We start from the raw sequence: 15,052 nt of genomic DNA, 5'->3' as shown, positions 1-15,052 counted from the left end.
AGAAAATTTTAAAAACTATATTACCTCTCGCTTTGGGAGGTTTTTTAGTTTGGTATTCTATCTCAGAAATATCAATAGAAACCTTAGCTACCTACTTTAAAGAAGCAAATTATAGTTTTATTTTTCTAGGTTTATTTTTTGGTATTTTAAGCCACTTATCTAGAGCATATCGCTGGAAATTTATGTTAGAACCATTAGGCTTTAAACCTAAATTTACTAACAGTGTTTTAGCTGTTTTGGTTGGCTATTTGGTAAATTTAGCATTACCAAGAGCCGGTGAAATCTCTAGAGCAACTGTAATGGCAAACTACGAGAAAATTCCGTTCGAAAAAGGCTTCGGTACCATTGTCGCAGAAAGAATTGCAGATTTAATTATGATGCTTTCTATTGTTGCAATTACACTATTTGTTCAATTCGATTTTATTTACAATCTACTTACAAAAAACTTTAACCCAACAAAAATTATTATTGGCTTAGCAGTTTTAATTATTGGTTTTTACATCTTTACATCATTTGTAAAAAAAGCAGAATCTGGTTTTTTATTAAAAATTAAAACTTTTGTTACCGGTTTAATAGAAGGCGTTACAAGTATTTTTAAAATGAAAAATAAATGGGCTTTTATTTTTCATACTATATTTATCCGGGTAATGTATGTTGCTATGTTTTGGGCAACAATACCTGCTATAGATGGCCTAGAAGTACCTTTTGGCGGAATTCTAATCGGTTTTATTGCTGGTGGTTTTTCAATTGCAGCAACAAATGGCGGTATTGGTTTATATCCAATTGCTGTTGCTAGCGCGTTAGCTTTATTTAATGTTGCCACAGAACCGGCAACAGCTTTCGGTTGGATTATGTGGACCGCGCAAACAGCAATGATTATTATTTTTGGTGGATTAGCATTTCTTTTTTTACCAATATATAATAAAAGTAAATAATTTTTTGGGCGTTACCTAAAGGTCGCGCTTTACACTATATCTTTTTGCGAAAAGCAAAAAGGATGCCGTTTCAATCGCTAACGCAACTATTTGGTTACTAATTACACAACTAAAATAGCTGTTATAAATTAATTTTACTTTGTAACTTTACTTGTTTAATACTTTTATCAAAAATAATTAAATGGCTAAAACCAAAACAACTTTTTTCTGTCAAAACTGTGGCACACAACACGCAAAATGGGTTGGCCAATGTGGCGCTTGTAAAGAATGGAACACCATTGTAGAAGAAGTTATTCAAAAAGAAGAAAAACACGTTTGGAAACAATCTACAACTGCAAAACAAACAGTTAACAAACCTTTAAAAATTGCAGATATTGTTCTAAATCCAGAAGAAAGAGTAGTTACCAATAACAACGAATTAGATACTGTTTTAGGTGGCGGATTGGTAAAAGGATCTGTAACACTTTTAGGCGGAGAACCTGGTATTGGTAAATCTACATTATTACTACAGGTTGCTTTAAATATTAGTCAAAAAGTATTGTATGTTTCAGGTGAAGAAAGTCAATCTCAAATAAAAATGAGAGCAGAAAGATTAGATGCAAAAAATTCTAATTGTCTAATTCTAACAGAAACAAGCACACAACAAATTTTTAAAAATATAGAAGAAACTATGCCAGATGTTTTGGTTATAGATTCTATACAAACATTACATACAAACTCTATAGAAGCATCTCCAGGTACAATTTCTCAAATAAGAGAAACCTCTGCAGAATTGATAAAGTTTGCAAAAGAAACCGCTACTCCTGTTTTATTAATTGGTCATATTAACAAAGAAGGAAACATTGCAGGACCAAAAATTTTAGAACACATGGTAGATGTTGTTTTACAATTTGAAGGAGACAGAAATCATACTTATAGAATATTAAGAAGTCAGAAAAATAGATTTGGTTCAACATCAGAATTAGGTATTTACGAAATGCTTTCTAACGGTTTAAGAGAAATCTCAAATCCGTCTGAAATTCTAATTTCAAAAAAAGATGCAGATTTAAGCGGAACCGCAATTGCATCAACCTTAGAAGGAATTAGACCGTTAATGATAGAAATTCAGGCTTTAGTTTCTACAGCAGTTTATGGAACTCCGCAAAGATCTACCACCGGTTATAATTTAAAAAGATTACACATGATTTTAGCTGTTTTAGAAAAAAGAGCAGGTTTTAAATTAGGTGCGAAAGATGTTTTTTTAAATATTACTGGCGGAATAAATGTAGACGATCCCGCAATAGATTTGGCTGTTGTAGCGGCAGTTTTGTCGAGCAATCAAGATATAGCCATTAATCCAAATGTTTGTTTTGCTGCAGAAGTTGGTTTGGCAGGAGAAATAAGACCGGTTTCTAAAATAGATCAAAGAATTACCGAAGCAGAAAAATTGGGTTATAAAACACTAGTTGCCTCTAAGTACAATAAAATTTCTTCTAAAAACCATTCTATAAGACTTGTTTTAGTTGGTAAAATAGAAGAAGCGTTTGCTACTTTATTTGCTTAATTAGAAATAATAATAATAAACACAAAAAAACCAAGCAAATTTGCTTGGTTTTTTTATTAATTTATAAAATATAGTATTTTACTTTTTGTTAACACTTTTAATATATTTATCTAAAGCCATTGTCATAGAAGGTGTTTCTGGAGACGGTGCTTCTATATCACATTTAAAACCAGCTTCTGTTACTGCTCTTACTGTAGAGTTACCAAAAGCTGCAATTCTTGTGTTGTTTTGTTTAAAATCTGGAAAATTTTGTAATAAAGATTCTATACCGAAGGACTAAAAAACACTAAAACATCGTAAAATACATTCTCTAAATCAGATAAATCACTTACAACTGTTCTATATAAATCTAAACGTTTCCATTTTACACCTATTTTATCTAATTCTTGCGGCACTAATGGCTTTAATTTATCAGAAGATGGTAATAAAAAGTTTTCTGTTTTATGTTTCTTAATTAACTTAATTAAATCAGGAAAAGTTCTGTTACCAACATAAATTTTACGTTTTCTGTAAACTACATACTTTTGTAAATAATAAGCAACTGCTTCAGATTGACAGAAATATTTCATATCATCCGGCACTTTAAAACGCATTTCTTCAGCAATTTTAAAGAAATAATCTACGGCATTTCTACTCGTTAAAATTATTGCAGAAAAATCTTTAAAGTCTATTTTTTGATTTCTAACTTCTTTAACAGGTATTCCTTCAACATGAATAAATGATCTAAAATCAATCTTTACTTTTTGTTTATCAGACAAGTCAAAATATGGGGAAGTTTCTGTCTTAGGTGCAGGTTGCGATACTAATATCGTTTTCACTTTCATACGCTTTCGTTTTTTAAATTAAAGCATCAATTTAAACAGTGTTAATAACGGTGCTATTTCGAAGGCGCAAATGTACAAAATAAAATAAAACAACTCGCTAAAAATCAGGTTTTTGTTATTTCTAACAAGAAATATAAATCTAAAAACATATAAGATTAAAGAGAAATATATAAAATTCGTAGGATTTAAGGGGCTGAATTGAAATACTATATAACCAATTAATAGTATAAAACTTAAAGAATATTGGTAACTAAATTTTGAAACTATGTAATAACGCACATGTTTTTTCATTAAAAACAAACTAGCAATGGCATTTTCTAGCACTCTCTTAGCAGAAAAATAACATAAAACAATCAAGAAAAACTTTAGAAAAGAACCAAAATTGTTTGCAATTGTTGCGTGATTTTTCGAGACAATAAAATGTAAAGCCAAAGATAAAACTGTAATAAAAAAAGAAAAATAAGAGTGTAAAAAGAACTAAATATAGAAGTATCTTCTTCGGCTTCGTCCTCTACAAAACCTTTGTTAAACATTGCAAACACATAGCCTCTAAGCTTTACAGAGTCTATAATTTTTAATGCCGCTATCAACGAAAATAGAAACACCAAAACTATGGGAATCCAACTTGTATTTTCTGATATTTTTTCGACTGCTTGCACTTTCTTTCTTATAAGATATTAACACAAAATTAGTAATTAAAAAATGTATATTTGCATTCTTACCACATGAAATTTCATATATGTCAGATTGTCTTGTTATCATACCAACTTACAACGAAAAAGAGAACATAGAAGCCATTATTAGAGCGGTATTTAATCAAGAAAAAAAGTTTCATGTTTTAGTTGTAGATGACAACTCTCCGGATGGTACTTCTACAATTGTAACAAATTTAATTAAAGAATTTCCTAATCAACTTTTTATAGAAAACAGAAAAGGTAAAAATGGTTTAGGTACAGCTTATATTCATGGTTTTAAATGGGCATTGGCTAAAAAGTATAATTTTATCATCGAAATGGATGCCGATTTTTCTCACAATCCAAAAGATTTAGTTCGTTTATACAATGCATGTTTTACCAACCAAGGTAATGTTTCTGTAGGCTCTAGGTATGTAAACAACCAAGTAAACGTAGTAAATTGGGATATGAAAAGGCTTCTACTTTCTTACTTTGCCTCTAAATACGTTCGTTTTATCACAAGAATTCCGGTTTTTGACACAACTGCAGGTTTTGTATGTTGGCAACGTAAAGTATTAGAAACTATAAATCTAGATAAAATTAAATTTGTTGGCTACGCTTTTCAAATAGAAATGAAATTTAAAGCATGGAAACACAAGTTTAAAATTAAAGAAGTTTCTGTAATTTTTACTGATAGAGATTTAGGCGCTTCTAAAATGAGCGGAAACATAATTTCGGAAGCTCTTTTTGGTGTTATAAAAATGAGACTTAAAGGTTTACCAAAATAAATTACAATGAATCAAGTTTCTATAAGGCCTGCAAATTTAAACGACTTACAAATCTTATTAGAATTTGAACAAGGCGTTATTAAAGCAGAAAGACCTTTAGATCCTTTTTTAGCAGAAGGTAAATTATTTTACTACAATATTCCGAATTAATTTCTGATGAAAACACACAATTATTGGTAGCTACAATAAATAATATTCCTGTAGCATCTGGTTATGTAAGATTAGAAAAATCAAAAGTATATCATAAAAATTCTACACATGGCTATATTGGTTTTATATTTGTGAAAGAAAAATATAGAGGTAAAAAAATAAGTAGCCTAATTTTGGCAGATTTAAAAAAATGGGCAAAAGAAAATAACACTAACGAATTAAGGTTAGATGTTTACACTAATAATACAGCAGCAATAAAAGCATACGAACGTTTTGGTTTTACCAAAAGTTTGGTTAATATGAGAACAGAAATTTAAGTAAAAATGGCAAAATCAACATTAATAAAAAACGCAACAATAGTTAACGAAAACAAAACTTTTAAAGGTGATGTTTTAATTGAAAATGAAATTATAAAAGAAATTTCTACAGAAATTAAAGCTCCTGAAAATGTTACCGTTATTAATGCTGATGGCAAATATTTAATTCCTGGTTTTATTGATGATCAGGTACATTTTAGAGAACCCGGTTTAACACACAAAGCAAATATTGCCACAGAAAGTAGGGCTGCAGTTGCTGGCGGAATCACAACTTTTATAGAAATGCCAAACACCGTACCGCAGGCAACAACACAAGAATTATTAGAAGATAAATTTAAAATTGCCGCCAACGATTCTTATGCAAATTACTCTTTTATGTTTGGTGGTACAAACGATAATTTAGATGAATTGTTAAAAACCGATCCTAAACAAGTTGCCGGAATTAAATTGTTTTTAGGTTCTTCTACCGGAAATATGTTGGTAGATAACGAGGCTGTTTTAGAAAAGATTTTTTCATCAACAAAAATGATTATTTCTGTACATTGTGAAGACGAGGCAACTATCAGAAAAAACACACAAGAATATAAAGATAAATATGGCGATGATATTCCTGTAAAATATCATCCAATTATTAGAAGTGAAGAAGCTTGCTATTTATCTTCATCTAAAGCCATAGAATTAGCAAAGAAAACAGGTGCTAGATTGCATATTTTTCATCTTTCTACTGCTAAAGAAACCGAACTTTTTAGAAACGACATTCCTTTAGAAGAAAAGCAAATTACAGCAGAAGTTTGTATTCATCATTTATGGTTTTCTGATAAAGATTACGAAGAAAAAGGAACACACATAAAATGGAATCCGGCTGTAAAAACAGAAAACGACAGACAAGGTTTATGGAAAGCTTTGTTAGACGACAGAATTGATGTTCTAGCAACCGACCATGCACCACATACATTAGAAGAAAAAGATAATGTTTATACAAAAGCACCAAGTGGCGGCCCTTTAGTGCAACATGCTGTTACTGCAATTCTAGAAAAAGTAAAAGAAGGTGTAATTTCTATTGAAAAAGCAGTAGAAAAAATGAGCCACAATCCTGCTAAGTTATTTCAAATTGAAAAAAGAGGGTTTATAAAAGAAGGTTTTTATGCCGATTTAGTTTTAATTGATGCAAATAAACCGCAAACTGTTTCTAAAGAAAACATTTTATACAAATGTGGTTGGTCTCCTTTTGAAGGTACAACTTTTTCATCTACAATTACACATACGTTTGTAAATGGTAATTTAATGTATAATGAAGGTGCTTTTAATGATACTATTAAAGGAAAACGAATTACTTTTAATAGATAAGTATGAAAAACGCTAGCTATATTCTTATATTTTTAGTTTTAGTTTCTTGTAATAGTAATACTATTTTCGAGAAACCTAAAGATCTTATTCCTAAAGATACTATGAGTCTTTTATTACAAGAAATGATGATTGCCACAAGTGCAAAATTCATTAAAAATAAAAATTCAGAAAAAAACATCAATTATATGCCGCTTGTTTACAACAAGTTTAAAATTGATAGTACACGTTTTGATAAAAGCAATTATTATTACATGTCTAAAATCGATTTGTATCAAAAAATATTAGAAGATGCAGTAGAAAATATCGAAGCTAGAAATACTGTTTATAAAGACCTTAAAACAAAACTAGACTCTATAAGAAAAGATTCTTTAGACAGAATTAGAGACAAGCAAAAAAGATTAGATAGCTTAAAATTAGTAGGTAAATTAGACACTTTAGCAACCGGTAAAGTTTTAGACGAAATTATTACGCGCGAATAAATTTTACTTCGTATAGTTTTTTACAACATTGTCAATTACCTCATCTACTTTAGCAAAGTTAAAATTTAGTACTTTATTTATTTTTTCTGATGAATATTTAGAAACTTCGTGTGCAGATTTTGCCGAGTATTTACTTAATAAAGGTTCTTTTTTTGTGAAAAACGATAAGAAAGATGCAAATCGCCAAAGTAAACTTGTTTGCCATCTTTTTATTTTAATTGATGGTCTTTTTTTACCAAAAGCATCGGCAATTAAAAAGAAAACTTCTTTGTAAGTTTTGTTTTCTGACACCAATATAAAGCGTTCATTTTTAATATTAGAATCCATTAAAAACATCATTGTTTTTACAACATCTTTTACACCAATAAACCCTGTTATACCTTCTGTATAATATTTAAATCCGTTATAAACTTGGCTAAATAATTTACCGGAACCAGCAAACCAAAATCCGCTCCCTAAAATTACTCCCGGATTTACAATAACAACCTCTACACCTTCTTGGCTTGCTCGCCAAACTTCCATTTCTGCGCCAAACTTAGTAATCGAATAACCGCTATTGTCTTCTTCTTTATTCCATTCGTTTTCTTCTGTAATTAATTGTCCGTTTAACGCATCACCTACAGAAGCAATAGAACCCACAAAACACATTTTTTTAACCTTAGCATCTATTGCAAGGTTTACAATTATAGCAGTACCATGTATATTAACCTTTCTCATTTCTCTATAATCTTTCGGATTAAAAGAAATAAATGCAGCACAATGATAAACTTTTTCGATGTTTTTAAATGCAGGTATCATTGCCGGAACCTCTGTAATATCTGCCTTAAACCAATCTATTTTAGTAATTAAAGAAGTGTCATCTGTGTAATAAGAAAAAACTTTTTCTACAGCTTTAATTTTTTCTTCAGATCTATAAATTGCACGTATTTTTTCATCATTTTTAATTAAATGATATAACAAATGTGCACCAACTAAACCTGTTCCTCCGGTTACTAAAATCATACTGCTAATTTAGTATATTTTGTTCGATAAAGTTATATTTGCCATCTGATAAACAGAATACAATGAAGAATTTTATTGAAGAATTAAAATGGAGAGGAATGTTGCACGACAGCATGCCAGGAACTGAAGAACATTTACTAGAAGAAATGAGAAGTGCTTATGTTGGTTTTGATCCAACTGCAGATTCTTTACATATTGGTAATTTAGTACCAATTATGTTGCTTGCTCATTATCAAAGATGTGGACACAGACCTATTGCTTTGGTTGGTGGTGCAACTGGTATGATTGGAGATCCTTCAGGAAAATCTGCAGAACGTAATTTGTTAGATGAAAAAACATTGCGTCATAATCAAGAATGTGTAAAAGGACAATTAGGCCATTTTTTAGATTTTGAATCTGATGCAAAAAATGCTGCAATCTTGGTGAATAACTACGATTGGATGAAAGATATATCTTTCTTAGATTTTATTAGAGATATTGGTAAGCATATTACTGTTAACTACATGATGGCTAAAGATTCTGTGAAAAACAGAATTAGTTCTGAGTCTAAAGACGGAATGTCTTTTACAGAGTTTACTTATCAAATGGTACAAGGTTATGATTTCTTGCATTTATTTAGAGAAAACGCAACTACTATTCAAATGGGTGGTTCTGATCAGTGGGGAAATATTACTACAGGAACAGAATTAATTAGAAGAATTGGTAACGGAAAAGGATATGCAATTACATGTCCGTTAATTACAAAATCTGATGGTTCTAAATTCGGAAAATCTGAAGGTGGAAATGTTTGGTTAGATGCTAAAAGAACTTCTGCTTATAAATTTTACCAATATTGGTTAAATACTTCTGATGAAGATGCAGAAAAGTATATTAAAATCTTTACTTTTTTAGATGAAGAAACTATTAATTCTTTAATTGAAGAACATAAAGAAGCGCCTCATGTACGTGTTTTACAAAAACGTTTAGGAGAAGAAGTTACCACCTTAGTTCACGGAAAAGAAAATTACGAAAAAGCAATTGCTGCTTCTAATATCTTATTCGGAAAATCGAATGCAGATGATTTAAAATCTTTAGACGAACAAACGTTTTTAGATGTTTTTGATGGTGTACCACAAGCAACTGTTTCTACAGAAGATGTTTCAGAAGGATTAGATATGATTGCTGCTTTATCTGCAAAAACAAACTTCTTAAAATCTAACGGAGACGCAAGAAGAGCTTTAAAAGAAAATGCAATTTCTGTAAATAAAGAAAAGGTTAAAGAAGACTTTACAATTTCTAAAGAAGACTTAATTGCAAATAAATATGTTTTATTACAAAGAGGTAAAAAACGTACTATCTACTAAAAGTAGATTAGTTATTACTTAAAAAACAAAGAAGAGCTGAATTTATGATTCAGCTCTTCTTTTTTCAACAACATTCACAATCTCCCCCAAGACTGCTTTCGACTATCACTTATTTTTTAGTTATTTTTTTCCAGTTTTTATCGGCTTTTATTTTAAGTTCATCAGCACCTTCCTTCTTCCATAATTTTAACGTATTTGTTCCCCAAGAATTATAAAATAAGTATAGTTTTTTATCTCTAATTTCAAAAGTTTCTGGGTCTATAGAGACTTTTTCGGCTTTAACACCAATTGCATATGCACAATAACCACCATATTGCGGTACGTACTTTTCTCGCGCATTTTTAAACGCATCTAAATTTTCTTGAGATGAAAACTTAAACTTTACTCCGTCGTAATTTGCTGTATATTTTTTATCTCCTTTTTCTGCTTTATTACTAAAATAAGCTACAACATCATAACCTTCTGCAACATATCCTTTTTTTAAATTATAATCTTGTGCAAAAATAGTTGCAGAAAAAGCAAGTACTAAAAATGTTATTAAATTTCTCATCGAATTGGTTTCTATACTAAGTCGAGATAGAGTGTTTTTAATTACATTAAAGATTTGTTAAATAAATTATCTAAAACTTATTTTTCTTTAATCAGTTCGGTTAAAACTTGCTTAAAAGTAGCAATAGGTTGCGCACCTGTAACTGCACTTTTTCTATCAAAAACAATTGTTGGTACAGAATTTACACCTAAGTTTTTCCAATAATTTTGTTTATTTCTAACTTCTAACCTAGCTTTTTCATCATCTAATTTAGCCAATCCTTCATCAGCATTTAAACCAACCTCTAAAAGCATTTCTTTTAAAATTTCTTTTGCTGAAACATCTTTTCTATCACTAAAAAAGGCTTTCGTTAAAGTCATTTTTAACTCGGTTTGTTTATCAAAATCTTTGGCATATTCTAATAAAACATGAGCATCAAAAGTGTTTACCATTCTCATATCATCAAAATAATCAAACTTAAACCCTAAATCTGCGCCTATTTCTGTCATGTTGCGTTTAGATTCGTTTTGTTGCTCTATTGTAGAACCATATTTTTCTGTAATATGTTCTACTACATTCTGACCTTCTTTTGGCATATTCGGATTTAACTCAAATGGTTGCCATTCTATTTCTATTTGATCTTTAACACCTAATTCTTCAATTGCTTTTTCTAATCGTTTATAACCAATTGTGCACCAAGGGCAAACTACATCTGATACAATATCTATTTTTAATTTATTTGTCATTTTCTAAAATGTTATTAATTCACTTATTTGAAGTTCTCCCTGTACATTACTGTAATTTTTTACATCTTCTGCAAACATTTTTGCATGCGGACCAAAAGATTCTTTAAAGCTTGCAATACTATCAAATTTTAAATGTGCAATTGCTACATAAGGCGCCTTTTCATCAGGATTTCTTCCTGCTAACCCTAAGTCTAATTCTATACCTTTTAAAGCGTTTCCTAAAGCTTTAATTACCATTGGTAAATGCGAGTTTTTATAATATTTTGCATCAAAACGAACATCATTTACATTTGGATACATTACTGATACTTTAATCATTTTTACTATTTTTTAAAAAGAAACCTTCTGCAAAGATACAGAAGGTTTACAGTTATAATTTTACACTAAAAAATTAGAGTTTACTTTTTTGACCAAGCAAATTTTTCGAAAGCTGCATCTACAGGTGTATTTGCAATATGGTTTGTATAGTTACTAATTGTCTTTTGAGATAAACCTAAAATAATATCTAAAACATGTTTCTCTTGGTAACCTGCTGCATAAAAAGCATCTAAATCTGCTTGAGTAACATTACCTCTGTTCTTTACAATTGTTAAAGTCATTGTACGTAATGCTTCTAATTTAGAACTTTCTAAAGGAGTTTCGTTACGCAATGCCTCTGTAATGTTTTCATCAACTTTCATCATATTTGCGATTCCTGTATGTGCTGGTACACAATAATGACATGAATGCTCTACATTAATTGCTTGCCAAACCACTGTAAGTTCTTCTTGGTTAAAAGATGATTGTGTAAATAACTCGTGTAACGTTTGGTAAGCCTGTAATATTTGAGGAGAACCTGCTAAAACGCCATGTAAACCAGGTATCATTCCGTATGCTTTTTGAGAGTTTTCTAATAAAGGCTTTGCATCTGCAGGTGCAGATTCGATGTTGTGTATTTTTAATGTTGTCATAATTTTACTTTTATTTACTATTTATATTTCTAAGCAAACGCTTAGTTTATATTCAAAAAAAACTAATTATTTAAAAAAGTCATTTCTATAATTTCTTCTAATTCTTTTGTGCTGTATACTTTAGATGCTATCGATAAACCTAAAAGACTATTCATAAGAAAATTTGCTTTCTTATCAATTAACACCTCTTCGTAGTCGTTTTGTTTTAAACTTCTTACAAACAATTGTTTTATTTCATTCGAAAAAAACAATAACTCTTTCATTATTAAAGGGTTTTCTTCACTTTTTAATTCACTAACAGTATTTGTTACCAAACAACCCTTGTAGCATGCGTTTTCTTTAGAGAATTCTAAAAAATTAAAAAAATAGTCTTTAATATCTTTAATTCCGTTTTTACCATTTTCTAAAATGTCTGTAATCTGTCTAATTTGTTTTCGATAACATTTTATACTCTCTAAAAAAACACCTTGTTTATTACCAAAACTAGCATAAATAGAAAATTGATTAATTCCCATTTCTTTTTCTAACATTCTAACAGAGGTGTTTTCATAGCCATTTCGCGAGAATAAAGCCATTGCTTTTTCTATAACTACTTGCTCGTTATATTGTTTTTTTCTTGCCATTTTAAATAATAGACCACAAAACTAAGCAAATGCTTTGATATAAAAAAATCTTTCATACTTTTGCAACACCTTTAATACCTTTTTATTATGAAAAACATTATCTATTTATGTCTTATAACACTAATTTTTATTTCCTGTAAAGAAGAAAAAAAGCGACAGAGCCTAAGACAAAAACAATTAAAATTGAAAAAAACACAGCTTTAAAATATCCGAAGAATTTATTAGATATTTTTGATGCTCATGGAGGTATAGAAAACTGGCAAAAAATGAAGTCTCTTGTTTTTACAATGGAAACTAAAAATGGAGATGAAATAATAGCAACCAATTTAAAAAGCAGAGAAGCTTTATTAACTAACAAAAATAGTACAATTGGTTTTGACGGATCTAAAGTATGGTTAGAAAATAAATCAAAAGAAAAATACAAAGGATATGATCCTATTTATGGCTATAATTTGATGTTTTATTTTTATGCGATGCCTTTTATTTTAGCTGATGATGGTATTAATTATAAAGATGCAGAACCTTTAATTTTTGAAGGAAAAACTTACCCAGGAATTGAAATAACATATAATAATGGTGTTGGTGAAACACCGGAAGACAGATATGTTTTATATTATAATGCAACAACTTTTAATATGGAGTGGCTTGGTTATACTGTTAATTTTGTTGAAGGAATCGACAACAAAGAATTACATTTTAGAAGATATAAAGATTGGCAAAATGTAAATGGCTTAATACTACCAAAATCTATTATTGGCTATACTTTTAAAAATGATAAACCAATTAAACCAAAAGGAACCAACGTATTTAAAGATGTAAAACTATCTGAAAAAGCATTTGATTTAAAAATGTTTAAAAAAACAGAAAACGGTAACTATTTAAATTAAAACAGAAACCGCATAGATAAAAATCTATGCGGTTTTATTATTTTTTAGATTTGTTTAAAATTTCTCTAATATGCTCACTATCCCAATGATTATCAAACTCTACAATTCCTCTTTTAAAATCTTCATTTAAAAATTTTTCTTGCTGTTCTAATTCCTTTCTAGCTTTAAAAATATAATCATCTTCTCGTTTCGTTTCTGTAGCTAACCGTCTAAGACTTTCTACATCGTATTTAATAAAGTTTTGAACCTGCCTATTTAATGTATATTTTCTAAAACCCATTTTACTTAAAACATCTTTTGCCAAAACTAAAGATGTTTCTAAAGATTCTCTATAAATATTTTGTTCTCCGTTGTTTAAAAGCTCGTACGCATCGTACCTGTTTTTAGTACGAATCATTAATTCTACTTGCGGATATTTCTCTTTTACAATTTTACTAATTGCTTTCGAAACACTAATTTTATTAGTAGCACAAATAATAATTTTTGCTTCTGCAATACCTGCAGATTCTAATAAATCTTCTCTTGTAGCATCGCCATAATACACTTCGAAACCCATTTTCCTTAGAAAATCTACACGACTAGAATCGTGATCTAAAATAGTAGCTTCTACACCATGAGATCTTAAAAACCTTCCAATTGTACTTCCAAAATGCCCAAAACCAACTAAAATTATTTTTTGAGATTTCGCAATATGATCCATAGGTCTTTTTACAGATTCTTTTGTACCTACTTTTGGTAAAATAAAGCGTTCATTTACAATGCTAATTATTGGCGTTATTGCCATACTTAATGCTGTAATTACAAGTAGCATATCCATTTGTTCTTGCTCTAAAATATTTAGACCAAACGCAAAAGACAGTAACACAAATGCAAATTCACCAACTTGCGACAAACTAAACGTTAATAATAATTTCTGATCTAATTTTAACTTAAAAATAGAACCAGTAATATATAAAATCAACCCTTTCATTACAATAATTGCAATTAGAACTCCGCCAATAGTAAAAGGGCTTTTAGCAATAACAATAAAATTAATTGATGCACCTACAGCCATAAAAAACAGCCCTAAAAGTAAGTTTTTAAAGGGTTCTAATGTACTTTCTAGCTCGTGTTTAAACTCACTGTTAGAAAGAACAACACCACCTAAAAAAGCACCTAAGGCCGGACTTATACCAACAAATTCCATTAAAAAAGAGATTCCGAATACAATTAACAAAGCCGCAGCAATTAACAACTCTCTTACGCCAGTTTTTGCAACTTTTCTTAACATTGGCACCACCAAATAATTACCAACTACTATAATTAAAACAACAGATAAAATGATTGCCAAAGTTTGAAAACCTATTGGTAAACTTTCTAGTAAACTAGAAGATTCTGAATGCGTATTTGTAGTTTTTGTTGATGCTGAAGTAGAAAGTAGCGGTATAAAACCCAACATAAATATTACAATAATATCTTGAAATAACAATATAGAAAATGCAGCAGTGCCAAAATTGGTATCCATTAAACCTTTTTCTTTAATTGTTTGCATAGCAATTGCTGTAGAAGAAAGTGCTACTGCCATAGAAATTACTAAAGAAACTTTCCAATCGAAACCAAGAAAAGTAAATAACAAGTAAGAAAGTAACATTGTAGCAGCAACTTGTATTCCGCCCATTCCTAAAATGGTTTTACGCATTTTCCGAAGTTTTTGGGTTCTATTTCTAAACCAATTAAAAACAGCATCATTACAACACCAAATTCTGCAAAATGAAGTATATCCTCGCCTTCCTCTCCAATAAAACCTAAAACATATGGTCCTATTAAAACACCTGCTAATAAGTAACCAATCACAGAGCTTAGTCCTAATCGCTTTGCGATAGAGACACAAATAATGGCTCCAAGCAAAAACATTATAGCTTCAAAAAGTAAACTT

At 29.8% G+C, this 15,052-nt stretch carries 17 protein-coding genes and 2 pseudogenes; 9 read left to right on the top strand and 10 right to left on the bottom strand.

The features are described 5' to 3' along the window. Positions 1-32: 32 nt before the first annotated feature. Positions 33-935, top strand: coding sequence for a lysylphosphatidylglycerol synthase transmembrane domain-containing protein (locus ACZ1HD_RS00370; RefSeq protein ID WP_472688306.1), 903 nt, complete (start codon positions 33-35; stop codon positions 933-935). Between the two features lie 181 nt (positions 936-1,116). Next, a complete protein-coding gene (gene radA, locus ACZ1HD_RS00365; protein ID WP_472688305.1) occupies positions 1,117-2,478 on the top strand; it encodes a DNA repair protein RadA in 1,362 nt (453 codons plus the stop codon). 78 nt (positions 2,479-2,556) lie between these two features. Here radA and ACZ1HD_RS00360 read toward each other — a convergent pair. Both ACZ1HD_RS00360 and ACZ1HD_RS00355 read right to left on the bottom strand, forming a co-directional pair. Continuing rightward, positions 2,557-3,302: pseudogene (locus ACZ1HD_RS00360) on the bottom strand (uroporphyrinogen-III synthase). 18 nt (positions 3,303-3,320) lie between these two features. Further along, positions 3,321-3,734, bottom strand: a complete 414-nt coding sequence (locus tag ACZ1HD_RS00355; protein ID WP_472688304.1) for a DUF4271 domain-containing protein — start codon at positions 3,732-3,734, stop codon at positions 3,321-3,323. A 307-nt stretch (positions 3,735-4,041) separates the two neighbouring features. Between ACZ1HD_RS00355 and ACZ1HD_RS00350 the strand changes: the two genes are divergently transcribed. The 5 genes from ACZ1HD_RS00350 to ACZ1HD_RS00330 are packed head-to-tail and all read left to right on the top strand — an operon-like array spanning position 4,042 to position 7,057. Further along, positions 4,042-4,764 carry a polyprenol monophosphomannose synthase gene (locus tag ACZ1HD_RS00350; RefSeq protein ID WP_472688303.1) on the top strand — a complete coding sequence of 241 codons (723 nt, stop codon included), beginning with the start codon at positions 4,042-4,044 and terminating at the stop codon, positions 4,762-4,764. A gap of 6 nt (positions 4,765-4,770) precedes the next feature. Further along, positions 4,771-4,914 (top strand): hypothetical protein, encoded by a 144-nt coding sequence (locus ACZ1HD_RS00345; RefSeq protein ID WP_472688302.1) that lies wholly within the window; start codon positions 4,771-4,773, stop codon positions 4,912-4,914. Positions 4,915-4,937: 23 nt separating this feature from the next. Then, entirely contained in the window at positions 4,938-5,231 is a 294-nt protein-coding gene (locus ACZ1HD_RS00340) for a GNAT family N-acetyltransferase (protein WP_472688301.1), read from the top strand. Positions 5,232-5,237: 6 nt separating this feature from the next. Then, positions 5,238-6,578: a dihydroorotase gene (locus tag ACZ1HD_RS00335; protein WP_340931685.1), complete on the top strand. Its 1,341-nt coding sequence runs from the start codon at positions 5,238-5,240 to the stop codon at positions 6,576-6,578. Between the two features lie 2 nt (positions 6,579-6,580). After that, positions 6,581-7,057 carry a DUF4296 domain-containing protein gene (locus tag ACZ1HD_RS00330; RefSeq protein ID WP_472688300.1) on the top strand — a complete coding sequence of 159 codons (477 nt, stop codon included), beginning with the start codon at positions 6,581-6,583 and terminating at the stop codon, positions 7,055-7,057. Positions 7,058-7,060: 3 nt separating this feature from the next. Here the strand turns inward: ACZ1HD_RS00330 and ACZ1HD_RS00325 are convergent, their stop codons facing one another. Continuing rightward, positions 7,061-8,059 (bottom strand): SDR family oxidoreductase, encoded by a 999-nt coding sequence (locus ACZ1HD_RS00325; RefSeq protein WP_340931688.1) that lies wholly within the window; start codon positions 8,057-8,059, stop codon positions 7,061-7,063. A gap of 62 nt (positions 8,060-8,121) precedes the next feature. Between ACZ1HD_RS00325 and tyrS the strand changes: the two genes are divergently transcribed. Further along, entirely contained in the window at positions 8,122-9,402 is a 1,281-nt protein-coding gene (tyrS, locus tag ACZ1HD_RS00320; protein WP_472688299.1) for a tyrosine--tRNA ligase, read from the top strand. Between the two features lie 109 nt (positions 9,403-9,511). Here tyrS and ACZ1HD_RS00315 read toward each other — a convergent pair whose 3' ends face one another. From ACZ1HD_RS00315 to ACZ1HD_RS00295, 5 genes are all read right to left on the bottom strand, one after another. Further along, on the bottom strand, positions 9,512-9,952 hold the full coding sequence (locus tag ACZ1HD_RS00315; RefSeq protein ID WP_472688298.1) for a YHS domain-containing (seleno)protein: 441 nt from the start codon (positions 9,950-9,952) through the stop codon (positions 9,512-9,514). Between the two features lie 77 nt (positions 9,953-10,029). Further along, positions 10,030-10,677 carry a DsbA family oxidoreductase gene (locus tag ACZ1HD_RS00310; RefSeq protein ID WP_472688297.1) on the bottom strand — a complete coding sequence of 216 codons (648 nt, stop codon included), beginning with the start codon at positions 10,675-10,677 and terminating at the stop codon, positions 10,030-10,032. 3 nt (positions 10,678-10,680) lie between these two features. Then, positions 10,681-10,995: an EthD family reductase gene (locus ACZ1HD_RS00305; RefSeq protein ID WP_472688296.1), complete on the bottom strand. Its 315-nt coding sequence runs from the start codon at positions 10,993-10,995 to the stop codon at positions 10,681-10,683. Positions 10,996-11,075: 80 nt separating this feature from the next. After that, a complete protein-coding gene (locus ACZ1HD_RS00300; protein WP_472688295.1) occupies positions 11,076-11,627 on the bottom strand; it encodes a carboxymuconolactone decarboxylase family protein in 552 nt (183 codons plus the stop codon). A 62-nt stretch (positions 11,628-11,689) separates the two neighbouring features. Continuing rightward, entirely contained in the window at positions 11,690-12,250 is a 561-nt protein-coding gene (locus ACZ1HD_RS00295; protein WP_472688294.1) for a TetR/AcrR family transcriptional regulator, read from the bottom strand. A 266-nt stretch (positions 12,251-12,516) separates the two neighbouring features. Here ACZ1HD_RS00295 and ACZ1HD_RS00290 point away from each other — a divergent pair, with 266 nt between their 5' ends. Then, a complete protein-coding gene (locus tag ACZ1HD_RS00290; protein WP_472688293.1) occupies positions 12,517-13,137 on the top strand; it encodes a DUF6503 family protein in 621 nt (206 codons plus the stop codon). A gap of 37 nt (positions 13,138-13,174) precedes the next feature. Here ACZ1HD_RS00290 and ACZ1HD_RS00285 read toward each other — a convergent pair whose 3' ends face one another. After that, on the bottom strand, positions 13,175-13,837 hold the full coding sequence (locus ACZ1HD_RS00285) for an NAD-binding protein (protein ID WP_472689411.1): 663 nt from the start codon (positions 13,835-13,837) through the stop codon (positions 13,175-13,177). 126 nt (positions 13,838-13,963) lie between these two features. Further along, positions 13,964-15,030: pseudogene (locus tag ACZ1HD_RS00280) on the bottom strand (monovalent cation:proton antiporter-2 (CPA2) family protein); the annotation flags it as partial. Between the last annotated feature and the right edge of the window lie 22 nt (positions 15,031-15,052).

It is taken from the genome of Polaribacter sp. HA6-7 (assembly GCF_055693625.1).
The sequence above is the reverse complement of the archived record's forward strand: the minus strand, read 5'-3'. Positions and strand labels throughout refer to the sequence as shown.